Source organism: Microbacterium sp. TWP3-1-2b2, from assembly GCF_049896145.1.
Classification (GTDB): Bacteria; Actinomycetota; Actinomycetes; order Actinomycetales; family Microbacteriaceae; genus Microbacterium.
The window spans coordinates 791144-816277 of sequence record NZ_JAFCTS010000001.1 but is presented as its reverse complement, the minus strand read 5'-3'; the positions used below and the strand labels follow the sequence as shown (position 1 = coordinate 816277).

General features: G+C 66.3%; 21 protein-coding genes. 11 read left to right on the top strand and 10 right to left on the bottom strand.

Features of this window, described 5'->3' with window-relative positions; all coding sequences use genetic code 11:
- The first annotated feature begins 121 nt into the window (after positions 1-121).
- Positions 122-1018 carry a sulfurtransferase gene (locus tag ACP7AR_RS04065; protein ID WP_426183047.1) on the top strand — a complete coding sequence of 299 codons (897 nt, stop codon included), beginning with the start codon at positions 122-124 and terminating at the stop codon, positions 1016-1018.
- A 19-nt stretch (positions 1019-1037) separates the two neighbouring features.
- Positions 1038-1469 carry a SufE family protein gene (locus tag ACP7AR_RS04060; RefSeq protein WP_426183045.1) on the top strand — a complete coding sequence of 144 codons (432 nt, stop codon included), beginning with the start codon at positions 1038-1040 and terminating at the stop codon, positions 1467-1469.
- Here ACP7AR_RS04060 and ACP7AR_RS04055 read toward each other — a convergent pair whose 3' ends face one another.
- On the bottom strand, positions 1470-2627 hold the full coding sequence (locus ACP7AR_RS04055; RefSeq protein WP_426183043.1) for an alpha/beta hydrolase family protein: 1158 nt from the start codon (positions 2625-2627) through the stop codon (positions 1470-1472).
- A gap of 25 nt (positions 2628-2652) precedes the next feature.
- Here ACP7AR_RS04055 and ACP7AR_RS04050 point away from each other — a divergent pair, with 25 nt between their 5' ends.
- The 6 genes from ACP7AR_RS04050 to ACP7AR_RS04025 all read left to right on the top strand — a co-directional run bounded on the left by ACP7AR_RS04050 (position 2653) and on the right by ACP7AR_RS04025 (position 9276).
- Positions 2653-3234, top strand: a complete 582-nt coding sequence (locus tag ACP7AR_RS04050; RefSeq protein ID WP_426183041.1) for a DUF3000 domain-containing protein — start codon at positions 2653-2655, stop codon at positions 3232-3234.
- Positions 3227-4420, top strand: coding sequence for a ribonuclease D (locus tag ACP7AR_RS04045; protein ID WP_426183039.1), 1194 nt, complete (start codon positions 3227-3229; stop codon positions 4418-4420). Before ACP7AR_RS04050 ends, ACP7AR_RS04045 begins: the two co-directional genes overlap by 8 nt.
- Positions 4421-4492: 72 nt before the next feature.
- A complete protein-coding gene (locus ACP7AR_RS04040; RefSeq protein WP_426183037.1) occupies positions 4493-5698 on the top strand; it encodes a thiolase family protein in 1206 nt (401 codons plus the stop codon).
- Between the two features lie 8 nt (positions 5699-5706).
- Positions 5707-7854 carry a 3-hydroxyacyl-CoA dehydrogenase NAD-binding domain-containing protein gene (locus tag ACP7AR_RS04035; RefSeq protein ID WP_426183035.1) on the top strand — a complete coding sequence of 716 codons (2148 nt, stop codon included), beginning with the start codon at positions 5707-5709 and terminating at the stop codon, positions 7852-7854.
- 151 nt (positions 7855-8005) lie between these two features.
- Positions 8006-8701, top strand: a complete 696-nt coding sequence (locus tag ACP7AR_RS04030) for an SPFH domain-containing protein (RefSeq protein WP_426183033.1) — start codon at positions 8006-8008, stop codon at positions 8699-8701.
- A gap of 245 nt (positions 8702-8946) precedes the next feature.
- Complete coding sequence (locus ACP7AR_RS04025) at positions 8947-9276, top strand: hypothetical protein (protein ID WP_426183031.1); 330 nt, start codon at positions 8947-8949, stop codon at positions 9274-9276.
- A 15-nt stretch (positions 9277-9291) separates the two neighbouring features.
- Here ACP7AR_RS04025 and dxs read toward each other — a convergent pair whose 3' ends face one another.
- The 5 genes from dxs to dut form a co-directional block, all read right to left on the bottom strand.
- The gene (gene dxs / locus ACP7AR_RS04020; RefSeq protein WP_426183029.1) at positions 9292-11232 is read right to left on the bottom strand and encodes a 1-deoxy-D-xylulose-5-phosphate synthase; all 1941 of its coding nucleotides are present in this window, start codon (positions 11230-11232) and stop codon (positions 9292-9294) included.
- A gap of 170 nt (positions 11233-11402) precedes the next feature.
- The gene (locus ACP7AR_RS04015) at positions 11403-14234 is read right to left on the bottom strand and encodes an aconitate hydratase (RefSeq protein ID WP_426183027.1); all 2832 of its coding nucleotides are present in this window, start codon (positions 14232-14234) and stop codon (positions 11403-11405) included.
- A gap of 153 nt (positions 14235-14387) precedes the next feature.
- Entirely contained in the window at positions 14388-15074 is a 687-nt protein-coding gene (locus tag ACP7AR_RS04010) for a DUF3159 domain-containing protein (protein WP_426187620.1), read from the bottom strand.
- Between the two features lie 50 nt (positions 15075-15124).
- Entirely contained in the window at positions 15125-15715 is a 591-nt protein-coding gene (locus ACP7AR_RS04005) for a DUF3710 domain-containing protein (protein WP_426183025.1), read from the bottom strand.
- Positions 15712-16185, bottom strand: coding sequence for a dUTP diphosphatase (gene dut, locus ACP7AR_RS04000; protein ID WP_426183023.1), 474 nt, complete (start codon positions 16183-16185; stop codon positions 15712-15714). Before dut ends, ACP7AR_RS04005 begins: the two co-directional genes overlap by 4 nt.
- 12 nt (positions 16186-16197) lie before the next feature.
- Between dut and ACP7AR_RS03995 the strand changes: the two genes are divergently transcribed.
- Positions 16198-16680: a DUF3093 domain-containing protein gene (locus ACP7AR_RS03995; protein ID WP_426183021.1), complete on the top strand. Its 483-nt coding sequence runs from the start codon at positions 16198-16200 to the stop codon at positions 16678-16680.
- 117 nt (positions 16681-16797) lie between these two features.
- Here ACP7AR_RS03995 and ACP7AR_RS03990 read toward each other — a convergent pair whose 3' ends face one another.
- The gene (locus ACP7AR_RS03990) at positions 16798-17091 is read right to left on the bottom strand and encodes a DUF4193 domain-containing protein (RefSeq protein ID WP_033107339.1); all 294 of its coding nucleotides are present in this window, start codon (positions 17089-17091) and stop codon (positions 16798-16800) included.
- A gap of 198 nt (positions 17092-17289) precedes the next feature.
- On the opposite strand from ACP7AR_RS03990, the gene sepH reads away from it, so the two are divergent.
- The gene (gene sepH / locus ACP7AR_RS03985) at positions 17290-18351 is read left to right on the top strand and encodes a septation protein SepH (protein ID WP_426183019.1); all 1062 of its coding nucleotides are present in this window, start codon (positions 17290-17292) and stop codon (positions 18349-18351) included.
- 23 nt (positions 18352-18374) lie between these two features.
- Here sepH and ACP7AR_RS03980 read toward each other — a convergent pair whose 3' ends face one another.
- Positions 18375-19502, bottom strand: coding sequence for an alkaline phosphatase family protein (locus ACP7AR_RS03980; RefSeq protein ID WP_426183017.1), 1128 nt, complete (start codon positions 19500-19502; stop codon positions 18375-18377).
- A 44-nt stretch (positions 19503-19546) separates the two neighbouring features.
- Here ACP7AR_RS03980 and ACP7AR_RS03975 point away from each other — a divergent pair, with 44 nt between their 5' ends.
- Positions 19547-21991, top strand: a complete 2445-nt coding sequence (locus ACP7AR_RS03975; RefSeq protein WP_426183015.1) for a DNA gyrase/topoisomerase IV subunit A — start codon at positions 19547-19549, stop codon at positions 21989-21991.
- 32 nt (positions 21992-22023) lie between these two features.
- Here ACP7AR_RS03975 and ACP7AR_RS03970 read toward each other — a convergent pair whose 3' ends face one another.
- Both ACP7AR_RS03970 and ACP7AR_RS03965 read right to left on the bottom strand, forming a co-directional pair.
- Complete coding sequence (locus ACP7AR_RS03970) at positions 22024-22938, bottom strand: arginase family protein (protein ID WP_426183013.1); 915 nt, start codon at positions 22936-22938, stop codon at positions 22024-22026.
- A 43-nt stretch (positions 22939-22981) separates the two neighbouring features.
- Positions 22982-25060 (bottom strand): DNA gyrase/topoisomerase IV subunit B, encoded by a 2079-nt coding sequence (locus ACP7AR_RS03965; protein ID WP_426183011.1) that lies wholly within the window; start codon positions 25058-25060, stop codon positions 22982-22984.
- Positions 25061-25134 lie beyond the last annotated feature (74 nt).

Here is a 25134-nt window from a genome sequence, read left to right as displayed (position 1 = left end):
TGTGTCGAAGTCTTACGGAACGGGTGCCAGGCGCACCGAACGGCTCTATCGTCGAAGGGACGGCTCCACACTACGCCGTCGCAGCCAGAGCCTTCGCTCGCATCCCACCCAGGAGCGCCACGTGACCATCGAGTTCGATTCCTCATCTGAGAAGTTCGCCGAGTACGCAGAGCCCGGGCGACTCGTCACCACCGAATGGCTCGCAGCGCATCTCGGCGAGCCTGGCCTGGTCGTCGTCGAATCCGACGAGGACGTGCTCCTCTACGAGACCGGACACATCCCCGGGGCAGTGAAGGTCGACTGGCACACCGAACTCAACGACCCGGTCGTGCGCGATTACGTGGACGGCGAGGGCTTCGCCGCGCTGCTCAGCCGCAAGGGCATCTCACGCGACGACACCATCGTCATCTACGGGGACAAGAACAACTGGTGGGCGGCGTACGCACTCTGGGTCTTCTCCCTCTTCGGACACGAGGACGTGCGCCTTCTCGACGGCGGCCGCGATCGCTGGATCAACGAGGGGCGCGAGATCACCACCGACGCAACCGCGGTCACCCCGACGCAGTACCCGGTCGTCGAGCGCGACGACTCCGTCCTACGGGCGTACAAGGACGACGTCGTCGCATTCATCGGCAAGGGCCCCCTGATCGATGTCCGCTCGCCGGAGGAGTACAGCGGAGAGCGCACCACTGCTCCGGCCTACCCGGAGGAGGGCGCACTGCGCGCCGGGCACATCCCCACCGCGCAGAGTGTGCCGTGGGCCAAGGCCGTCGCAGAGGACGGCGGCTTCCGCAATCGCGCCGAGCTCGACGCCGTCTACCGCGACGGTGCCGGCCTCAAGGACGGCGATGACGTCGTGGCGTACTGCCGCATCGGCGAACGTTCCAGCCACACCTGGTTCGTACTGAAGCACCTGCTGGGCTTCGAGAACGTGCGCAACTACGACGGTTCCTGGACGGAGTGGGGCAGCGCTGTGCGCGTGCCGATCGTCACCGGCAGCGAGCCAGGTGCACTCTGAACGTGTGACAATGACTGGGATGAGCACCACGCACGTTCCTGACACGCTTGCGGAGATCCGCGACGACTTCCTCGCGCTTCCCGAGGCCGAGCGCCTTCAGCTGCTCCTGGAGTTCTCCAACGAGCTTCCCGAGGTCTCCGAGGAGGTCGCGAACCATCCCGAGATGTGCGAGCGGGTCGCAGAATGCCAGTCGCCGGTGTACATCTTCGTCGACGTCGACGACGACATCGTCACGATGCACGCGACGGCGCCGCCGGAGGCGCCAACGACGCGCGGATTCGCGAGCATCCTGGTACAGGGCATCACCGGGTTGACGGCCGACGAGGTTCTCGCGATCCCCGATGACTTCCCCCAGACGATCGGCCTCACCCGCGCGGTCTCACCACTGCGGATCGGCGGCATGACCGGGATGCTGATGCGAGTGAAGCGACAGGTCACGCAGAAGCGCTGATCACTCCGCTGCGCTGAAGCCGTTCGCCGCCATCCAGTCGGAGATCGCCGCGGTCCAGCCGATCTGGTCGTAGTTCCATATCTTGGTGTGACGTGCCCCGGTGAATCTGGGCATCGTGACCAGGTCGGGCCGAGCCTTGGCGAGTGCATGCGATGCATCGACCGGGACGAAGCCGTCATCCTCGCTGTGAAGAACCAGGATCGGGACCGTGAGCTCGTCTGCACGCGCGACCATGTCGAGCTTGTCGAAGGGGATCACGAACTCCGAACCTGACAGCCGTGCGGTCAACGGCGACGACAGCGCGTTCATCGCCAATGCGGGGAAAGGATCCCGAATGCCTTCTTCACGAGCCTGGAAACGCAGAACGGTGCGCCAATCGACCACGGGCGATTCGAGTACGAGACCTGCGATCGCCTCCCGGTGTGCCGATGACACGGCGGTCTGCAGTGCGATCGCACCGCCCATCGACCATCCCATCAGCAGCACTCGCGTCGCTCCATGACGCAGTGCGTACGAGATCGCAGCATCCACATCGCGCCACTCCGAAGCACCGAGAGCGTATGAGCCGCCCTTGCTCCGCGGCGCTTCGCCGTCGTTCCGGTACGACACCACGAGGTTCGGCAACCCCAGCGAGTGAAACACCGGCACCGCGCGCAGGCATTCTGCGCGGGTCACCCCTCGGCCGTGCACCTGGATCACCCACGTGGATGACTCGGCAGGGAACAGCCACGCAGGGCAGGGGCCGGCGGGCGAACCGATCAGTACGCTCTCCCAGGGCAGATGCAGCTCGCTCGGGGTCGAGTAGTACCAGCCGCTGAACCCGGCAGCACGGTCGATCTTGGCGCCGGTCTCGATCTGGGTCAGCAGTTTTCTGCGCACGCGTTTGGCGTCGGCGCTCAGCACTGCGCCGAGCTTGACGTAGCCATGCGTCCCGGTCGTGAACAAGCCGTAACGGCCGGGCAGCTCGGTGTCCGGTGTGCGTGAGAGTTCGATCGTCTGCGCGCCCGTGTCGACCGCGAGGATGTCGGTGTCGGCGGCGCGGACAGAGGGTGTGACCACCCTGCGGGCGACCGCGAACACGAGAAACGCAGCTGCGGCGCCCAGCATCGCGATCAGCGCGGGGACCAGCAGTGCAACGGCGTGCCTGAGACTCTTCATCGCTTCCTGACTCTAGCCTGTCACCGTGAGCGCACATCCCGATGCCGGAGCGCATTTCGAACGTGCCGCAGCCGAGCTGCGCGACACGGTGTTCCGAGACGACATCGTGATCCGCGAGATCCCTTCTCCACAGGGCCTCGCGCCCTTCTCCTTAGCGCTCGCCGCAGACGTCCGCCCTGATGACCACGGCGACTCGATCTACGGCACAGGGCGCTTCGTGCTGCTGCACGACCCTGACGCGCCCCCGGCGTGGGGTGGGGCATGGCGGATCGTGACGTTCGCGCAGGCACCCCTTGAACCCGAGATCGGCACCGACCCCCTGCTCGCCGACGTGACATGGTCGTGGCTCGTAGACGCTCTGGAGTCACGGAATGCGGTGTATCACTCCGCGTCCGGAACATCGACCAAGACACTCTCGAAGGGGTTCGGTGCGCTGACGAGCGAAGGCGACGGCGCGCAGATCGAACTACGATCTTCTTGGACGCCGGAAGAACCGTTCCGACCGCACGTGGAAGCATGGGCCGAATTGGTCGGCATGCTTGCCGGTCTCCCACCCGGCTCAGAGAACATCGCCGTATTCGGCGCACGAAAGGCAGTGCGTGACTGAGTTCACCGTCATCGACGATCCGATCGAGTTCGAAGCGGCCTGTCGAGTGCTCGCCGCAGGCACCGGACCGGTCGCCGTCGACGTCGAGCGCGCCTCCGGGTTCCGATACTCGCAGCGCGCCTATCTCGTGCAGGTGTTTCGCCGCGACGCGGGCGTCTTCCTCTTCGACCCGCCGGCGATCGGCGACTTCGCACCTCTGCAGGCAGCGATCGGCGACGTCGAATGGGTCTTCCATGCCGCGAGCCAGGATCTTCCTTCGCTTCGAGAACTCGGGCTCGAGCCCGCGACGATCTTCGACACCGAGCTCGCTTCTCGACTGCTCGGTCACGAACGCGTCGGCCTCGCGGCGGTCGTCGAGGACACCCTGGGCATCACGCTGAAGAAGGAGCACGCCGCCGCCGACTGGTCGACGCGACCGCTGCCGGACTCGTGGCTGGATTACGCAGCTCTCGACGTGCTGCACCTGGTCGACGTGCGTGACGTGCTCGCCGCCGAACTCGAGGAGCAGGGCAAGACCGAGTTCGCCGCGCAGGAGTTCGCCGCCACGCTCTCCCAACCGCCCCGTCCCCCGCGAGAGGACCCGTGGCGCCGGCTGAGCGGTCTGCATCAGGTGAAGGGCGCGCGCGGCCTCGCCGTGGCCCGATCGCTGTGGGAAGCACGCGAGGAGTTCGCGCAGCAGCAGGACACTTCGCCCGGGCGCCTGGTTCCGGATCGTTCCCTGGTCGCAGCAGTGCTCGCCAATCCGCAGAGCAAGCAGGCACTCGCGGGGGTGCAGGCCTTCAACGGACGCGCGAGCCGGTCACAGTTGGACCGCTGGTGGCAGGCGATCGTTCGCGGTCGCGAAGCGGCTCCGGTGCCTCGTGAGCGCGGTCACAGCGACGCCCTCCCGCCCGCCCGAGCGTGGATCGAGCGCAACCCTGAGGCGGACGCGCGGTTGAAGCTCGCTCGCCCAGCGGTCGAAGCCCATGCAGAAGAACTGGGCATGCCCACCGAGAACCTCTTGAAGCCGGAGACACTCCGACGCGTCGCGTGGGCCCCACCCGAGCTGACGACGGATGCCGTCGGCGCAGCCCTCGCGCAACTCGGTGCCAGGCCATGGCAGATTGAGCAGACTGCACAGAAGATCGTGGATGCCTTTGTAGAAGCCGGTCAATCGGCCGATCAGCCCGCCGTACCCGAGTCGTAGGTTCGATCCAACCGATTCCTCGCGGTATCGGGTGACTCGTAGTCTGAGGTCAAACCTAACCTTGGAGGCAGAGTGGCCGAGATCTCGGACGTCTACTTCGTTGATGGCGTACGCACCCCGTTCGGGCGCGCCGGCGAAAAAGGCATGTATTGGAACACCCGCGCAGACGATCTCGCTGTTAAGGCGACGATCGGGCTGTTGGAGCGCAACGCCGGCGTTCCGGCCGACCGCATCGACGATGTCGCCATCGCCGCGACCTCTCAGACGGGGGATCAGGGGCTGACCCTCGGCCGCTCGGTCGCGATCCTCGCCGGACTGCCGAACACCGTTCCCGGTCTGGCCGTCGAGCGCATGTGCGCCGGTGCGATGACCAGTGTCACCACCATGGGCGCGTCCATCGGTATCGGGATGTACGACGTCGCCCTCGCCGGTGGCGTCGAGCACATGGGGCACCACCCGATCGGCGCCAATGCCGACCCCAACCCGCGCTTCGTCGCGGAGAAGATGGTCGACCCCGGCGCGCTGAACATGGGTGTCACGGCGGAGCGCATCTTCGACCGCTTCCCCCACCTCACCAAGGAGCGCTCCGATCGCTACGGCATGCTGAGCCAGCACAAGGTGCAGGCAGCGTACGACGCCGGAAAGATCCAGCCCGATCTCGTGCCGGTGGCGATCAAGGGCGCCGACGGAGCCTGGGGTCTCGCGACCGAGGACGAGGGTCGTCGCCCGCAGACGACGATGGAGGACCTCGCCTCGCTCAAGACGCCGTTCCGTCCACACGGCCGCGTGACCGCGGGCACGTCGTCGCCTCTGACGGACGGCGCCACCATGTCGCTGCTCGCCGGTGGCGGTGCCGTGAAGGAGCTCGGCCTGAAGCCGAAGATGAAGATGGTCTCGTTCGCGTTCGCCGGCGTACAGCCCGAGATCATGGGCATCGGCCCGATCCCGTCGACGGAGAAGGCGCTCAAGAAGGCCGGTCTGACGATCTCCGACATCGGCCTGTTCGAGCTGAACGAGGCCTTTGCGATCCAGGTGATCTCCCTGCTCGACCACTTCGGCATCGCTGACGACGATCCGCGTGTCAATCAGTGGGGCGGCGCGATCGCGATCGGGCACCCGCTCGCGGCATCCGGTGTGCGACTGATGATCCAGCTCGCGGCGCAGTTCGCTGAGCGTCCTGACGTGCGATACGGGCTCACCGCGATGTGCGTCGGCCTCGGCCAGGGTGGCTCCGTCATCTGGGAGAACCCCTTCTACGACGGCAAGAAGCGGAAGTGAGCGGCGACGTGACTGACTACGAAAAGATCGACTTCTCCCCCGTCGTGGCGCTGGCCGGTGACGACGAGGTCGTCACCCACTCCGTCGTGCGCGACGTCCGGCTGCCGTCCGGGAAGATGATGGCGCTCATCACTCTCGACAACGGGCGCGATCACAATCGGCCGAACACGCTCGGTCCGGTGACTCTCACCGAGCTCGGTGAGACGCTCGCAAGCGTCAAGGCCCGCGCAGCCGCCGGAGAGATCCAGGCGGTCGGCATCACCGGCAAGCAGTACATCCTCGCCGCCGGCGCGGACCTCTCCGACATCTCGAAGGTCGAGTCGAAGGATCACGCCCGTCTCATCGCGCAGCTGGGTCATAAGGTCATCGGTTCGCTCAGCGACCTCGGCGTGCCGTCGTTCGCCTTCGTGAACGGCCTCGCGCTCGGAGGTGGCCTCGAGATCGCACTGAACTCGACCTACCGCACGGTCGACGCGTCCGCGGCCGCTGTCGCACTGCCTGAGGTGTTCCTCGGCATCATCCCAGGGTGGGGCGGCGCCTACCTGTTGCCGAATCTCATCGGCATCGAGAACGCACTAGAGGTCGTGATCTCCAACCCGTTGAAGCAGAACCGCATGCTCAAGCCGCAGCAGGCGTTCGACCTCGGCATCTTCGACGCGATCTTCCCTGCGGCGAACTATCTGGAGAACTCGCTGGCCTGGGCCGACGCCGTGCTCGGCGGCAAGAAAGTGGAGCGCAAGAACGAGCCTGGCAAACTGGAGCGTCTGACGAAGTGGCCCATCGCGATCAAGATGGCGCGCGGGATGCTCGAGTCGAAGATCGGCACCGTTCCGAAGTCGCCGTATGTGGCGCTCGATCTGCTGGACAAGGCGAAGAGCGGCACGAAGGCGGAAGGATTCGCACGCGAAGACGAGGCGCTCAGCGAGCTCGTCGCGGGCGATCAGTTCGCGGCGTCGATGTACGCATTCGACCTGGTGCAGAAACGGGCGAAGCGTCCGGTCGGGGCGCCGGACAAGGCGTTGGCGAAGAAGGTCACGAAGGTCGGGATCATCGGTGCAGGCCTCATGGCCAGCCAGTTCGCACTGCTGTTCGTGCGCAAGCTGCGGGTGCCGGTGCTCATCACCGACATCGACCAGGCACGCGTCGACAAGGGCGTGGCCTACATCAACGATGAGATCGGAAAACTCGAGGCGAAGGGGCGTCTGGACGCCGACGGCGCCAACCAGCTGCGCGGACTCATCCACGGCACAGTCGACAAGAGCGAGTATGCCGACTGCGACTTCGTCATCGAAGCGGTCTTCGAAGAGGTCGGCGTCAAGCAGCAGGTGTTCGGTGAGATCGAGAAGTTCATCGCCGAGGACGCGATCCTTGCGACCAACACATCGTCGCTGTCCGTCGAGGAGATCGGCGCGAAGCTCGCCCACCCTGAGCGTCTCGTCGGCTTCCATTTCTTCAACCCGGTCGCGGTCATGCCGCTCATCGAGGTCGTGAAGACGCCAGGCACGAACGAGCAGACGCTCTCGACGGCATTCGTCGTCGCTAAGGGTCTCGGCAAGAACGCCGTCCTCACAGCCGACGCCCCCGGCTTCGTCGTGAACCGCCTGCTAGCGAAAGTCATGGGCGAGGCCGCGCGCGCGGTCTACGAGGGGACGCCGGTCGCCGACGTCGAGAAGGCGTTCGGACCGCTCGGTCTGCCGATGGGCCCGTTCCAGCTCATCGACCTGGTGGGGTGGAAGGTCGCGGCGCACGTTCAGGACACGATGGTGCGGCACTTCCCGGAGCGCTTCTACGCGAACGAGAACTTCCACGCGCTCGCAGAGCTCGATCAGGTCGTCGAGAAGGACAAGGGCGGACGCGTCACCGGTTGGACGAAGGCCGCCGAGAAGGCACTCAAGGGCGCTGTGGGCTCGAAGCCGGCTTCGGCGGAGACGATCCTACGCCGCGTGCAGGACGGTCTCACGCAGGAGATCAAGCTCATGCTCGACGAGGGTGTGGTGCCCGAGGTCGAAGACATCGACCTGTGCCTGATCCTCGGCGCGGGCTGGCCGTTCATCGACGGTGGCGCCTCGGTCTACCTCGATCGAGAGGGCGCGGCCGAGCGGGTGTTCGGCAGTACGTTCCACACTCCGCCGATCCGCGGAATCGCGCGCAGCTGACGCTGCGCTGCCCCTCTGAAGGGGTCGTGTCCTCGGACACGGCCCCTTCTCTGCGTCCACCCGGCCAACCCATCACGAAATCCGGGTGAACATCGCGTGCTGAACCCAGATGTCACGGCGCTGCGCGCACATACAGGGGCAGAGTGTGAGTGTGGATGCGATATTCAGCGCACTGGGCACCGGGACGATGAGCACTCTCGTCAAATCCGGGACCGCCGTCCTCACGACACTGCTCGTGGTTCCCGCACTTCTGAAGCTGTTCATCGTGACAGTCGACGAGGGCTGGGCCGCCATCCGCACACGCAACGGGAAACCGATCATCCGAAAGCCCGCGTCTCGGAGCGTCCGCACCGGTAAGGGCACGGCAGGCGAGGTCGTGGTTCTGCATTCGGGATCGCACGGCGCGTTCCCGCTCTTCTACTGGTACAAGCTCATCGACGTCCGCGTGCGGTCGACAGATCTGCCCGCCCGTCATCTCACGGGAGCAACGGGACATCAGCACCTCATCCACGCGTCGTTCGAGTGGCGGCCCGTGCCCTCAGGACGGGATCTGCGGGTGTTCGAGCTCGATGTCGTCAACGTGAAGGAGCGCGCAGCGAACATCGTCGGTGCCGCGCTGCGCGATGTCATCCACGCGACCGACGGGGCGGTCCTCCCCCGCAACGAAGACGTCAACGTCATGGTGCTCTCACAGTGCGCGGAGCGAGCTCTGTCGGCCGGCGGGATCGAGATCCTCTCCGTCATGATCACGGGTGACGCACTCACCGACGGCTACCTGCTCTCGCAGGCGCTGCGCGACACCGACCGAGGCCCGGCGGCCGTCGCCGCGCTGCACGCTCTCAACTGAGGCGTCGTCACCGCAGCGCGTCTGAGTTGCCGCGTTGCTACCATTCCAAGATGCGCCTTGCACCGGAGATCTGCGCGGGGGTGCGATCGCGATGAACTCACCCGCGGCGTCTCGTACACCTGGCTGACCTTCATCGCCCTGACGGCCGTCGGCGTGATGATCGTCCTCAGCGCGAATTACGCACTGCGGCCCGACTCAGGGCCGCTTTCGGGCTTGTGGTTCACCCTGCTCGCCGCGCTGATCGGATGCGCGCTCATCGGTGGCCGGTGTCGTTGTTCGCGATGGTGCTGAGAACGCTGATCGCCTTGCCGATCGGACACGCTCTGCGGCGCACGGCCGGTCCTGCGCTGCACCTACTGAGTTATGGCCTACTCAGCATCGCCACGGCAGCTCTTGGCGCCTTCATCACCGTTCCGCTCCTGGAAGGGCTCGGCGACCTCGGCTCCGCGATCTCCGTGGCCGTCGTGCTGGCCGCGGTTCCCGCCGCCCCAGTCGGTTGGTGGCTGACATCACGGCGCGCACTACGAGACGATGCCTGGCGTGCGCGTTCAGCAACCGCCACCGCGCACGAGTAGGCGGGAATCGTAAAATCAGCGCCGATCGTGCAGCGGCAGATCGATCGCTCCGGTCTCGCCGGCGTTGCGCGCGACCGGGATGCGGGTGCCGAGCACCTGCGCGACGATGTCCTGGGCGATCTTGGGTGCGGTGAGACCGGCATCCGCGAGGATCTGATCACGAGAAGCGTGGTCGATGAACTCGTCGGGCAGTCCGAGCTCATCCACCGCGGTGTCGATTCCGGCTTCGCGGAGCACCTGACGCACGCGAGTGCCGATGCCGCCGACACGGATGCCGTCCTCCAGCGTGATCACGAGGCGATGCGTACGCGCGAGATCGATGAGTGACCGCTGCACCGGAATCGCCCAGCGAGGGTCGATGACCGTCGCGCCGATGCCCTGTGCGCGCAGTCGAGCCGCGACATCCATCGCCATCGAGGCGAACGGACCGATCGCGACGATCAGCACGTCCTCGCTCTCGCCACGCGAAAGCACGTCGACTCCGTCATCCAGGCGTTCGACGGCGGGAACCTCTGCCGCGACCTCGCCCTTCGGGAATCGGATCACCGTCGGCGCGTCGTCGACAGCCACAGCCTCGTCCAGAGCTTCCCGCAGTCTCGCGCCGTCTCTGGGCGCCGCGATGCGGATGTGCGGAACGATCTGCAGCATCGCAAGATCCCACATACCGTGGTGGCTCGGCCCATCGGGGCCTGTGACCCCCGCACGGTCGAGGACGAAGGTCACTCCGGCTCTGTGCAGCGCGACATCCATCAACACCTGGTCGAACGCGCGTCCCATGAATGTGGCGTAGAGGGCGACCACCGGATGCAGCCCGCCGAACGCGAGCCCTGCAGCGGACGCCACGGCGTGCTGCTCGGCGATCCCGACGTCGTACACGCGGTCGGGGAAGCGCTCAGCGAACGGGGCGAGGCCGGTGGGGCGGAGCATCGCCGCGGTCATCGCGATGACCTTCGGGTCGCGCTCCCCCACCCGCACCAGAGAATCGGAGAACACATCGGTCCAGCTCTGACCGCTGCTCGAAAGCGGCTCGCCCGTCGCCGGATCCATGCGGTTGACGGCATGGAACTGGTCGGCCTCGTCGTCGCGAGCCGGCTGATATCCGCGGCCCTTCTCGGTGATCGCGTGCACCAGCACGGGAGCGCCATAGGACTTGGCGAGCTCCAGTGTCTCGATGAGCGCCGGGATGTCATGCCCGTCGACGGGACCGAGGTATTTGATGTCGAGATTGGAATACAGCGCTTCATTGTTCGTGAAGCGGGAGAGGAATCCGTGGGTTCCACCGCGGATACCGCGGAACATCGCGCGTCCGACCGGACCGAACACGCGGAAGAGACGGTCGGACTTGCGGTGCAGATCCTTGTACGCCCCTGCTGTGCGCACACGGTTGAGATAGCGGGACATTCCGCCGATGGTCGGGGCGTAGGAGCGGCCGTTGTCGTTGACGACGATCACCAGGTTGCGGTCGTTGTCGTCGGTGATGTTGTTCAGCGCCTCCCACGTCATCCCGCCGGTGAGGGCGCCGTCGCCTACGACGGCCACCACGTGGCGATCCGAGCGGCCGGTGGCCGTCAGGGCTCGTGAGACGCCGTCAGCCCAGCTCAGCGAGCTCGACGCGTGAGATGACTCGACCACGTCATGCGGGCTCTCGCTGCGCTGCGGGTAGCCGGCCAGGCCACCGCGCACGCGCAGTGCGGAGAAGTCCTGTCTGCCGGTGAGCAGCTTGTGGACGTAGGACTGATGCCCCGTGTCGAAGATGATCGGGTCATCGGGGGATTCGAAGACTCGGTGCAGAGCGATGGTGAGTTCCACGACGCCGAGGTTAGGACCGAGATGTCCGCCGGTGCGAGAGACGTTCTGGACGAGGAACTCTCTGGTCTCCGCCGCGAGTTCGACGAGTTGCTCCGGGGTGAGTTCGTCGAGATCTCGTGGTCCGCTGATGCGCTGCAGAATCGACATCCGCCCTCCTCCTGGTTCGGGGATCCGGGTTGGTGACCCACTCGGTCCCGCCCGTCGATTCTATCCTCGCTGCCCGAGAACTTACGGTTAACCCGGTTGCGCCGCGGCCTGTGTCCGGGTATGCAGAGGGGCCCGGGCGCTGTACGCCCGGGCCCCTCTCACAGCGTCGGTCAGACCAGTGACCGCAGCACGTACTGCAGGATTCCGCCGTTGCGGTAGTAGTCAGCCTCACCCGGCGTGTCGATACGGACCACCGCGTCGAACTCCACGACCTGCTTGCCCTCCGGCGAGTGCTCGCTCGGTGCGGCGGTGACCTTGACGGTCTTCGGCGTGGTGCCGTTGTTGAGCTCTTCCAGGCCCGCGATCGAGACGACCTCTGTGCCGTCAAGACCCAGCGTCTCCCAGCTCTCACCCGCGGGGAACTGCAGCGGAACGACGCCCATCCCGATCAGGTTCGAGCGGTGGATGCGCTCGAAGCTCTCGGTGATGACGGCCTTGACGCCCAGCAGGCTCGTGCCCTTTGCCGCCCAGTCACGCGAGGAGCCTGAGCCGTACTCCTTGCCTCCGAAGATCACCAGCGGGGTGCCGGCTTCCTGGTACTTCTGGCTGGCGTCGTAGATGAACGACTGAGGAGCGTCCGGCTGGGTGAAGTCACGGGTGTATCCGCCCTCGACCTCTGCACCGTCGTTGACGGCGCGCACCAGCTGGTTCTTCAGGCGGATGTTCGCGAAGGTGCCACGGATCATGACCTCGTGGTTTCCGCGACGCGACCCGAAGGAGTTGAAGTCCTTCTGGCGCACACCGTGCTCCTCGAGGTACTTCGCGGCCGGCGTGGCGGCCTTGATGTTGCCTGCCGGGCTGATGTGGTCGGTCGTGACCGAGTCACCAAGGGTGGCCAGCACGCGCGCACCGGTGATGTCGCTGACCGGTGTCAGTTCCATCGTCATGCCCTCGAAGTACGGAGGACGGCGCACGTAAGTGGACTGGTCATCCCACTCGAAGATCGGTCCGGTCGGTGTGGGCAGGCTCGTCCAGCGCTCGTCACCGTCGAAGACGGTGGCGTACTGCTTGATGAACTGCTCGCGCGAGATCGACGAGTCGATGATCTCCTGCACCTCATCCGGCGCGGGCCAGATGTCCTTGAGGAAGACGTCATTGCCCTGCTCGTCCTTGCCGAGGGCGTCGGTCTCGAAGTCGAAGTGCATCGAGCCGGCGAGAGCGTAGGCGACCACCAGCGGCGGCGAGGCCAGGTAGTTCATCTTCACGTCGGGGCTGATGCGACCCTCGAAGTTGCGGTTGCCGGAGAGCACTGCGGTGACCGCGAGATCGTTCTCGTTGATCGCTGCGGAGACCTCTTCGATCAGCGGTCCGGAGTTGCCGATGCAGATCGTGCAGCCGTAGCCGACGGTGTAGAACCCGAGTCCTTCGAGATCCTTGTCGAGACCGGACTTCTCGTAGTAGTCGGTGACGACCTTCGAGCCGGGGCCGAGCGTGGTCTTGACCCAAGGCTTCTGCTTGAGGCCGCGCTCGCGCGCCTTGCGTGCGAGCAGGCCCGCGGCGATCATCACCGACGGGTTGGACGTGTTGGTGCAGGAGGTGATCGCAGCGAGCGTCACCGCACCGTGGTCGAGGATGTACTTCTCGCCGGTAGGCGTCGTCACCGGCACGGGCTTCGACGATCCGTTGACTCCGCTGGAGATGTGCACCGGACGCGTGTCGTGGTCTTCGTCGCCGGGGCCGGCACCGGGGTCGGAAGCGGGGAAGGAATGCTTCGACTCGAGATCCACGAGTGAATCCGATGTGCTCGGCACGGCGTAGCTGACGATGTCCTTCTCGAACTGCGACTTCGACTCCGAGAGCAGGATGCGGTCCTGCGGACGCTTCGGGCCGGCGATCGACGGCACGACGGTGCCGAGATCGAGCTCGAGGTACTCGCTGAACACCGGTTCGCTGGCCGGATCGTGCCAGAGACGCTGCTCCTTCGCGTAGGTCTCGACGAGCGTCACAGCCTGCTCGTCGCGACCGGTGAGACGCAGGTACTCGGTGGTGACCTCGTCGATCGGGAAGATGGCAGCCGTGGAGCCGAACTCGGGGCTCATGTTTCCGATCGTCGCGCGGTTCGCGAGCGGCACCGATGCCACGCCTTCACCGTAGAACTCGACGAACTTTCCGACCACGCCGTGCTGGCGCAGCATCTCGGTGATAGTGAGCACGACATCCGTCGCCGTCACCGCGGCCGGGATCTGGCCTGTGAGCTTGAAGCCCACGACGCGCGGGATGAGCATCGACACGGGCTGGCCGAGCATCGCGGCCTCTGCCTCGATGCCGCCGACGCCCCAGCCGAGCACCCCGAGGCCGTTGACCATCGTGGTGTGCGAGTCGGTTCCGACGCAGGTGTCGGGGTACGCCTGGAGCACGCCGCCGTTCGTGCGGTCGTAGATGACCTTCGCCAGGTGCTCGATGTTCACCTGGTGCACGATGCCGGTGCCGGGAGGAACGACCTTGAAGTCGTTGAACGCCGTCTGGCCCCAACGCAGGAACTGGTAGCGCTCGCCGTTGCGCTCGTACTCGATCTCGACGTTGCGCTCGAGGGCGTTGTCCGTCCCGAACAGGTCGGCGATGACCGAGTGGTCGATGACCATCTCAGCCGGCGAGAGCGGGTTGATCTTGTTCGGGTCGCCGCCGAGGGCGGTGACGGCCTCGCGCATGGTCGCGAGATCGACGATGCAGGGCACGCCGGTGAAGTCCTGCATCACCACGCGCGCCGGAGAGAACTGGATCTCCGTGCTGGGCTCAGCCGCAGCATCCCACGAGCCGAGCGCCTCGATCTGCGCCTTCGTCACGTTCGCACCGTCTTCGGTACGAAGCAGGTTCTCGAGGAGCACCTTCAGGCTGAACGGAAGCTTCTCGAAGCCGGGAACCGCGTCAACTCGGAAGATCTCATAGTCGGTACTGCCGACCGTCAGGGTGCTCTTGGCACCGAAGCTGTTCACCGTGGACACGAATCCGTCTCCTTCTTGTCTGATGGAAGCGACAGGCGTCTCCATCTTGCTCGCGTGCGGGTCCTCTCGGCTAGCAAGGCACACCTAACAGTGTGCGCCGTGAAAGCCGCCTGGCGAAAGCCCACAATTTATCTTGATGTCAAGATAAATCTATCACGAACGGGATGCCGTCGTCTGCGGTGACTCGCGCGGATAGAGTGCCCGGACCACGAGCCAGGTGACGGCGATCAACGGTGCGAACAGCGGAAGCCCCATGATGAGCTTGAGCGTACCCAGCGCCGTCACCTGGTCGGTCAGGTACAGAGGCAGTTGAACCGCCAGCCGCGCGAAGAACAGCACGGCCCATGCGATGCCGAGCAGACGGAACGCGCGGCGTTTGCGCTTGTCCTCGCGCCAGGCTGTGGCTTCTCCCATGAGAAATCCGACGGCGATGCCGATCAGCGACCAGCCGACCAGAGCGGACACGAGGAAGACGGTGCCGTACACCGCGTTGGTGATGAGGCCCGGCACGAAGTTGTCGGCGCCACGACCGGTCCACAGCGCGAGGGCTGCTGCTGCGCTGACGGCGATCAGGCCTCCCAACGCTGCCGAGGGCGGGGATTTCTGCACCAGTCGTACGACCGTGAACACCGCTGCCAGACCGACAGAGACGCCCAGGGAGAGGATCAGCGGCTCGGGGCGGAACGTGAAGAGGACGACGAACGCGAGGCTCGGCAATACGGACTCCAGAACACCGCGCCATCCGCCCATCGCCGACCAGACGACCTTCTGCGTACTGGCATCATGTTTGGGATCCAGGCCCGCTCGGCGTGCTGCTCCACCGAGCGCGGCGCCGAGCATGTCTGACGTGCTCGGCTCACGCTCCTCGTCGCGGTCGAGGTTCTCGCTGCTCACGCGGACCCAGGCGTGGCCGGCATCTTCAGAGGGATCAGGTCGCGCGGCGGCATGGGGGCTCCCCCGCGGACCACGACGATCGAGCGGAACAGCTCCTCGATCTTGGAGGCTGCATCCGGATCCGAAGCCGCAGCTCCGCCGATCACCCCGCGAAGGAACCATCGAGGGCCGTCGACGCCGACGAATCGTGCGAGGCGCAACTCCGACCCCTCGGTTGCGGGACTGGGAACCTCGGCGAGCAGTTCCTTGCCGAGCGGTCCTTCCCGCTCTTCGACGCGGCCGCCCTGCTGTCGCACCTGGTCGACCAGCTGCATCCGGGTCTCGTGCCAGAGGCCGAGCGTCCGCGGGGCAGCGAACGGCTGCACCTGGAGAGAGGAGTCCGCGTAGTCGAGTCCGACGGCGACGATGCGTTTGGTCTGCTCCTCGACCTCGAGTCGAAGGTTCAGTCCGTCACGCGGAAGGATCTTGATTCCGCCGAGGTCGATGTAAGGGCGGATCGGGTTCGCCTCTGATTCATCGAACGGACCCTCGGTGGAGCGATTCGATGGAGCCGACTTCGAAGTCGGCTGGGTGATCTCTTCAGTCATCTGCTGTGTCCTGCCTGTTCGGCGCCCTGGGTCGGCGCCTGATATCCAGTGGATCCGAATCCGCCCGCACCGCGCACGCTCTCCGGAAGCTCGTCGACCGGGATGAAGTTCGCACGCGTCACCGGCATGATGATCAGCTGGGCGATCCTGTCCCCGACCGCCACATCGTACGCGCTCGATCTGTCCGTGTTGAGCAGGCTCACCTTGATCTCCCCGCGGTAACCGGCATCCACAGTGCCTGGCGAGTTGACGATCGTGATCCCGTGCTTGGCTGCGAGGCCGCTGCGTGGCACGACGAATGCGGCGTATCCGTCCGGCAGCGCGATCCTCACGCCGGTCGGCACCAGGGCACGCTCCCCCGGCTCGAGGCGCACCGCCTCGGCCGCCACCAGATCGGCGCCGGCGTCACCCGGGTGGGCATAGTGCGGCGGCACAGACGCGATAATGGGGAGATCAACGGAATCGCTCACCCCACGAGGCTAATGCAGAACCCCACCCCTGACACGCTCGTTCGCTATCGCGAACGTCTTTCGCCGAGCCTGTGGCTTCTCGTGACCGCCGCCGTCGCCGGGCCCATGGTGGCGCTCACCTTCACCCCGCTGGGTTCGCTGCCCGCCCTCCTCACCGGCGCAGGAGCCGCGGTCCTGCTGATCGCGGCCCTCATCGCCGCGTCACCCGCCGTTCGAGTGACCGGCACAGTGCTGCGCGCCGGCAAGGCGCACATCGACGCGCGCTGGCTCGGCACTGGTGTGGCCTTGGTCGGCGACGACGCACGTGAAGCGCGAGGCACGGCGCTGCCTGCCCGCGGCTGGCACCTGATCCGGGGCGGGATCGACGGCGTGGTGGTCGTGCAGAACACCGACCCGAACGATCCTGTGACCAGTTGGACCATCTCGACGCGCACTCCGGATCGCCTGCTCGCCGCGATCCGCGATGCGCAGATGGCGGCATCCGCGCACGCCTGATCCCGGAGAGCGCCCGATCATCGTCCATGCGGCGCCGCACCGCTGACCGAGAAGTCCGGGAACGACAACGCGCCCCAAGCCATACGGCTGGGGCGCGTGAACGCGGTGCGTCTGCGGTCAGGCAGCGCACTCCTTGCAGATCGGACCTTCTGCGCCTTCGTGATCGAGCTGCGAGCGGTGCTTCACGAGGAAGCAGCTCATGCAGGTGAACTCGTCCTGCTGCGCGGGCAGCACGACGACATCGAGTTCGAGGTCGGAGAGGTCGGCACCCGGGAGGTCGAAACTCGACGGGTTGTCGGAGTCCTCGTCGCCGGTCGTGCCAGACAGTTTGTCCGGCACACGCTCCTTGAGGGCTTCGATCGACTCGGAGTCGTCTTCGCTCTTTCGGGGGGCGTCGTAGTCGGTTGCCATGCGGTAGATCTCCACTTTCATGGTGCTAGTGGGCGGTGCGCCGTCGGGTACGCGGCGGGCATAGTTTGCACGACCTGGAGGCATTTAGCAAATGCCGCCACGTGCGACAGATCAAACTCACGGCACGCCCAGGGTATTCCCGGCTCACACGGTGTCTCCGTGACACCATGATCGAACACCCATCAGAGGGGCATTCGCATGGAAAACGTCACTATCGTCGGCACCGAAGACGACCTGCTGATCCTCGCCACCGGTTCCGGCGAGAGATTCGCGCTCGCCATCGACGACGTCCTGCAGCGCGAGATCCGTCGCGCTCGTCGCCGCGACCAGGACGACGCGCCGAAGGTCAGCGCGAGCCCTCGTGAGATCCAGGCTCACGTCCGGTCCGGGCTCTCCGCAGCCGAGGTCGCCGAGCTTCTCGGCATCGGCGTCGACGAGGTCGCCCGTTTCGAGGGACCGGTGCTCGCGGAGCGTGAGCACATCATCGGACAGGCACTCGCCGTACCGGTGCTCATCGGCAGCGAGGTCGAGCCCGATGCGCAGCCGACCTTCGGGGTCGCGATCCACGCCAAGCTTGCAGAACTTCAGGCATCAGCAGAGCGCTGGGCGAGCTGGAAGGACGACTCCGGCTGGATCGTCAAGCTCGAGTTCGACGCCAACGACGTCTCGCACGACGCGCGCTGGTCGTTCGACCCCCGACGCAGCGCGCTGTCTCCGCTGAACGCGGATGCCACGCAGCTCTCGCGCCAGGGTTCTCTGCCGGAGGGACTCATCCCCCGTCTGCGTGCTGTCGACAGCGACCGCACCGAATCTCCTTACAAGGACGACAGCCGCTTCGATTCCGGTGCGTTCGGACCGCGTCTGCTCCCCGCACCCGATGCCGAAGTCGACGAGCCGTCGGCGCCAGAGCGTTCCAACGCTGCCGCGCAGGCAGCCGCGATCAAGCGCGCGCCGGACGAGTCGGTGACCAACGCGGAGACCGCAGACCTGCTGGAGGCGCTTCGTCGCCGTCGTGGCCAGCGTGAGAGCGCTCCGCTGCTGGACAGCGAGTCGTCACCGCAGTCGGGGCGGACGGATGAATCCGGCCCCATCGCGCTGTTCGAATCCCTCGAGCCGGAGTATGTGGAGCAGAAACCTGCCCGCACGTCCGAGCCCGCCGCGCCGCAGGACTCGAACGCCGATGCGTCCGGCCGCCGTCGCCGTCGCAACGCCATGCCGTCCTGGGACGAGATCGTCTTCGGCGCACGCACCGACGACTGACCGTCAGGCGAGCAGGCGGTCAGTCAGACGGCGAACGCCCCGCGTCTGATGTAGGGAACCTGGCGTTCCTCCGGTGCGATCGCTCCGTGCTGGCCGATCATGCCGCGCGCCCGCTGATCGTCGGCGGTTCCGTCGTAGAACGCTTTGTTCCCTCGGGCGATCACGACCAGGTCGCCGATGCGGGAGGTTGCATCCGGCGTCACCGATGCTCCGAACAGCCCGGTCGCGATGGCATCCGTCCCGCTGAGAACGTCGGCTTCGCCTTCACTTGCGACTCGCCATCGTTGAACGACGGCCTCCGCATCGACATCCGGCTCAAGGTAGACGTGCAGCATCCGCGGCTCTCCCCCGATGTGCCGCACCCCGTCGAAGCGGGAGTCGCCCTCGTCGAGCACGACGTGTCTATGCGCCGGCACGTCGATCATTCCGTGATCAGCCGTCACGAGCACGCCCACCTGGCGCGGCGGAGCCAAGGAGAGCGCGCCGTCGATCTCTTCGAGCGCCGCGACCCATTCGGCTGACGCGACGCCGTGCTTATGCCCTGCCTTGTCGACTTCGGGAAGATAGCAGTACACGAGCGAGCCGGGGTGGTCGGCTGCGAGCTGGTACGCGACCGCCACGCGTTCTGAGGGTGTCTTCGCTGCGACGAAGGTGGCACCGCGCAGAGTCGCCCTGGTGAAACCGCTGCGAGCGTACGCGGCGATGCCGACGGCGAACGCTGCATGGTCGGCCGCGACGGCCCTCTCGAACACAGTCGGCGTCGGTTGCCAGACGAGCGGATCGATGCCGTCGCTCTCCCATCCGGAGAGTTGGTTCACCAGCCTGTCGCGCTCCCGATCCAGCACCTGGTATCCGACCAGCCCATGAGATCCCGGCTCCCGTCCGGTCAGGATGCTGGTGAGCGCGGCCGCAGTCGTCGTCGGGAACACCGAATAGGCGACGTCCTTCCTGCCCACGCCGGCAGTGAGGTGGCGCGCATGTCCTGCATGTCCTCGCAGCTGGATCGCCCCGAGCCCGTCGACGATGACCAGGACGACGGAACGGGCAGGCCTGAGCTGCCCGTCAGCACCTTCCAGCGCCGCGAGCAAGTCGCTCGCCACCCCGGTCAGGCTCCGGGCAGCGGTCGGTGCTGACGGTAGAATCAGAGACATCCGAGCCAGTCTTTCACAGGCCCAGCATCGTCCCCAGGAAGTCCATGCCCCGCACTGAATCCGCCGAGCCCGTCGAGGAGCGCATCCAGGACATCGATCTGTCCACCGAGATGCAGGGATCATTCCTCGAGTACGCCTACTCGGTGATCTACTCCCGCGCGCTCCCGGATGCGCGAGACGGACTCAAGCCCGTACAACGTCGCATTCTGTATCAGATGGCAGAGATGGGGCTGCGGCCCGATCGTGGCCACGTCAAGAGCGCTCGCGTCGTCGGCGAGGTGATGGGAAAGCTGCACCCTCACGGTGACTCCGCCATCTACGACGCGCTCGTGCGCCTCTCGCAGGATTTCGCCCTTCGTGTTCCGCTCGTCGACGGGCACGGCAACTTCGGCTCGCTTGACGACGGCCCCGCCGCATCGAGGTACACCGAGGCGCGACTCGCACCAGCCTCGCTCGCACTCACGGAGAACCTCGACGAGGACGTCGTCGATTTCGTGCCGAACTACGACGGACAGTTCCAGCAGCCCGCAGTGCTCCCCGCCGCGTTCCCGAATCTGCTCGTAAACGGTGCCAGCGGCATCGCCGTCGGCATGGCGACGAACATGGCGCCGCACAACCTCATCGAGGTCGTCGCCGCAGCCATTCATCTGCTGGAGAACCCGGAAGCGACGCTGGACGAGCTGATGGAGTTCGTGCCTGGCCCCGATTTCCCCTCCGGCGGCATCATCATGGGGCTGGACGGAATCAAGGACGCGTATTCCAACGGCCGCGGCGCCTTCAAGGTGCGCGGCAAGGTCTCGGTCGAGTCGATCGGCCCCCGCCGCACCGGCATCATCGTCACAGAGCTGCCGTACATGGTCGGCCCAGAGCGCCTGATCGAGAAGATCCGCGATGCCGTTCAGGCAAAGAAGCTGCAGGGCATCAGCGACGTCAACGACCTCACAGACCGCCAGCACGGTCTGCGCGTCGCCATCGGCATCAAGACCGGCTTCGATCCGAACGCCGTGCTCGAGCAGCTGTACCGGCTGACGCCGCTGGAAGACTCGTTCAACATCAACAACGTCGCCCTCGTCGAGGGGCAGCCGCGCACGCTCGGGCTCAAGGAGATGCTCAGCGTCTACGTCGGGCACCGACTCGAGGTCATCACCCGCCGCAGCCGGTATCGGCTCGCCCGTCGGGAAGAGCGGCTTCATCTCGTCGAGGGTCTGCTCGTCGCGATCCTCGACATCGACGAGGTCATCCAGGTCATCCGCTCCTCGGACGACTCCGAGCAGGCGCGCGCACGGCTGCGGACGGTTTTCGATCTTTCCGAAGCACAGGCCGAGTACATCCTCGAACTTCGCCTCCGCCGACTGACGAAGTTCTCGCGCGTCGAGTTGGAGACCGAGCGCGATGCGCTGCAGGCCGAGATCGCCCAGCTTCGCGAGCTGTTGGGCAGCGAGGTGCTGCTGCGCGGCCAGGTCGCCAAAGAGCTGGATGCCGCGGCCGAGGCGTACGGCACTCCACGGCGCACACTGCTGATGAACGGCAAGCCGGCAGCCCCGCGCCGTGCGAAGCCCGGTGAGGCTGATCTGCAGATCGCCGACGCGCCGACGGTACTCGCGCTGTCCACGACGGGACGCGCGGTTCGCGTCGACCTCGCCGAAGGGCAGGAGTTGAGTCGTCCGTCACGCCGCAGCAAGCACGACGCGATCCTCTCGACGACGACCACCACCGTGCGTGGTGAGGCCGGTGCCATCACCACCACAGGGCGTCTGCTGCGCTTCTCCCCCGTCGACCTCCCGTCCGTGCCCGGCACGTCGGTGCAGCTCGCCGCCGGCACGCCGCTGCGAGACTACCTGGGCATCACATCACGCTCGGAGAAGGTGCTCGCACTGGTCGATCTGGCCTCTGACGTGCCCGTCGCATTGGGTACCGCGCAGGGAACGGTCAAACGCATCGTGCCGTCCAGCCTGCCGCTGCGCCCGGAGATCGAGGTCATCGCCCTCAAGCCAGGAGACACTGTGGTCGGCGCAGCGACGGCTGCAGACGACTCCGAATTGGTCTTCATCACCACCGACGCGCAGTTGCTCCACTTCGCCGCATCAGCGGTTCGTCCACAGGGAGCGGCGGCCGGTGGAATGGCGGGCATCAAGCTCGGCTCGGGCGCCGCAGTGCTCTTCTTCGGCGCCACGCCTGCAACCGATGACGTGACGGTCGCCACGGTGTCGGGTGCCGAGGGCGTGATCCCCGGCACGGATGCCGGACGCGCCAAGGTCTCCGCCTTCGCCGAGTTCCCCGCGAAGGGTCGCGGGACCGGCGGCGTCCGCGCGCATTCGTTCCTCCGGGGCGAGGATCGCCTCACCGTCGCATGGGCCGGTGCTGCGCCTGCCTACGCGGTGGGTGCAGACGGTGCGGTTCGCAAGCTCCCCGAGGTTCTGGCCAAGCGCGACGCCTCCGGGCAGCTCATCGACGGCGTGATCGGCTCGATCGGTCGCCCCGTCATCTGAGATCGAGTGCACGTCCGGCCGACCGGCCGGCGTCATTCGTTCTCGACGGCATCCGTTCCGAGCTCACCGAGGCCGTCCTCGACGATTCGCGCCACCGTCTCGGCGTACGCGCCTTCCGGATCCAGGTCCGGATCGAAGACCGTGACCGAAGCGCCCCAGGCGCGGGGAGCAAGTCCGCGGAGCAGGGCGATCAGTTCGTCCGGCGCGAGTCCGCCGGGGTCCGGGCTGTCGACGGCGGGCATGTGCTCCGGATCGAGCACATCCACGTCGACCTGAAGCCAGAATCCGCGCTCCAGACCTGGCGCGGCGATGATCTGCGCCGCTGCGCGCACACCTCCGTGCAGGATCACCCGAGCGGCCGGGATCGTCAGACCGATCAGATCCGCCACCTCGGAGACGTGCTCATCCTCGCGCCGGGCCCCGACGTGCGCCGTCGCCCCCGCCTCGAAGTAGGGGCCCAGCCCGTCGATATCGGCGAGTTCCGGAAGGTGATGCCCGATGGCGGCCGCGAGGTCCTCTCCGGCCAGGCTCCCGTATGCGTCGCTGTTGCCGGGATGACGGAAATCGGTGTGTCCGTCGACATGAACGAGCCCTCCGCCGCCTGACACCTTGGATGCCATTCCGGCGGCGACGAGCAGGCTGCAGTCGCCGCCCAGCACGAGCGGCGCCAAGCCCGCGGTGCGGGCCTCGACGATGCGACGTGCGAGCAGGCGTGCGTGGTAGATGATCGCGCCCTGATTGCGCACGGTGCCGGCCACGCGGTGGCCGCCATCATCCACGTAGCGGCCTGGCAGCACCACGCCCCAGTCGACGGCGCCTCGACCGAGCAGCGCCTCATGCAGACCTGCCTCACGCAGCGCCTCCGGCGCCTTGGCCGTGCCCGGTACCGCGCCGGGCTGCGGGGGCCTGAGGCCGAGATTCGACGGAGCAGAGATCAATGCGATCACGGTGACTGCCTGCCCCGTGTCGCCATCCGCTCGCGCTTCAGCCTCACGCGTCGATCGACTCCCGGGAGAGCTGGTCGGACGAGTCGATGATGAACTCACGACGAGGCGCGACCTCGTTGCCCATCAGCAGCTCGAACACCCGGCCTGCGGCCTCGGCGTCCTCCATGCGCACGCGGCGCAGCAGGCGCCCACCACGGTCCATCGTCGTGTTCGCCAGCTGATCGGCGTCCATCTCGCCGAGGCCCTTGTAACGCTGGATCGGCTCGTGCCAGCGCTTGTTCCCCTTGCGCAGCTTCGCCAACAGGGCGTGCAGCTCCTGCTCGGTGTAGGTGTAGATCGTCTCGTTGGGTTTCGAGCCGGGGTTCATCACGATGACCCGGTGCAGCGGTGGCACTGCGGCGAACACCCGACCTTCCTCGATCAGCGGACGCATGTAGCGGAAGAAGAGCGTGAGAAGCAGCGTGCGGATGTGCGCACCGTCCACGTCGGCGTCGCTCATCAGGATGATCTTTCCGTACCGCGCTGCGTCGATGTCGAACGTGCGGCCCGAACCGGCGCCGATGACCTGGATGATCGAGGCGCACTCGGCGTTCGACAGCATGTCGCCGATGGAAGCCCGCTGTACATTGAGGATCTTGCCGCGGATCGGCAGCAGCGCCTGTATCTCGCTGTCGCGGGCTCGACGTGCCGTCCCCAGCGCCGAGTCGCCCTCGACGATGAAAAGTTCACTGCGCGAGACGTCGTTCGAGCGGCAGTCGACGAGCTTGGCAGGAAGCGACGAGGACTCCAAAGCGTTCTTGCGGCGCTGCGTCTCCTTGTGGGCCCGCGCCGAGACGCGCGCCTTCATCTCTGCGACGACCTTGTCCAGGAGCTGGCTGGCCTGGTTCTTGTCATCACGCTTGGTCGAGGTGAAACGCGCACTGAGTTCCTTGCGGAGCACCTGTGCGACGACCTGGCGAACGGCGGGCGTGCCGAGCACTTCCTTGGTCTGGCCCTCGAACTGCGGTTCCGGCACCTCGACGGTGAGCACGGCGGTGAGACCGGCGAGCACATCGTCCTTCTCTACCTTGTCGTTACCCACCTTGAGCCGCCGGGCGTTCTGCTCGACCTGCGCGCGCAGCACCTTGAGCAGTTCCTGCTCGAATCCCTGCTGGTGCGTACCGCCCTTCGGCGTCGCGATGATGTTCACGAACGATCGCGTGACCGTCTCATAGCCGGTGCCCCAGCGCATCGCGATGTCGACGCGGCATTCGCGTTCGACCTCCTGCGAGGACATGTGGCCGTTCGCCTGCAGAACGGGGACGGTCTCCTTGAAGGTTCCCATGCCCTGAATACGCCAGGTGTCCGTGATCGGCGCGTCCACGGCCAGGTAGTCGACGAACTCCGCGATCCCACCGTCGTAGCGGTAAGAGGTCTCTGAGCTCTCCTCACCACGCTCGTCGCGAACGACGATCTCGAGACCGGGCACGAGGAACGCCGTCTGCCGCGCTCTGGTCTCGAGCTCTGCGAGCTGGAACGCGGCATCCTTCGTGAAGATCTGACGATCAGCCCAATACCGCACACGTGTTCCGGTCACTCCACGTGGAGCCTTGCCGGCGATCCTGAGCTCACTGCTCTTCTCGAACGGGGAGAACGGCGCATCGGGGCGCTTCTCGCCCGAGTCCTTGAAGTTGCCTGGTTCACCCCGGTGGAACGACATCGCGTAGGTCTTGCCGCCACGGTCGACTTCGACGTCGAGCCGTTCCGAGAGCGCGTTCACCACGGAAGCACCGACGCCGTGCAGCCCGCCGGAGGCCGCGTACGAACCGCCGCCGAACTTTCCTCCTGCGTGGAGCTTGGTGTACACGACCTCGACGCCGGTCAGCCCGGTGCGCGGCTCGATGTCCACAGGGATGCCACGGCCCCTGTCGTGCACCTCCACGCTGCCGTCTGCGTGCAGGATGACATCGATGCGGGTGCCGTTGCCTCCGACTGCTTCGTCGACGGAGTTGTCGATGATCTCCCACAGGCAGTGCATGAGACCGGGTGAGCCGTTCGACCCGATGTACATGCCAGGGCGCTTGCGAACCGCTTCAAGGCCTTCGAGAACCTGAAGATGATGGGCGGAATACTCAGCGGTCACAATCCTCAATCCTATTCGCGTGGACGATCGAAGCCCTGCAGACACTCCCCTGGTGACGCACTCGGGCGCGCTCG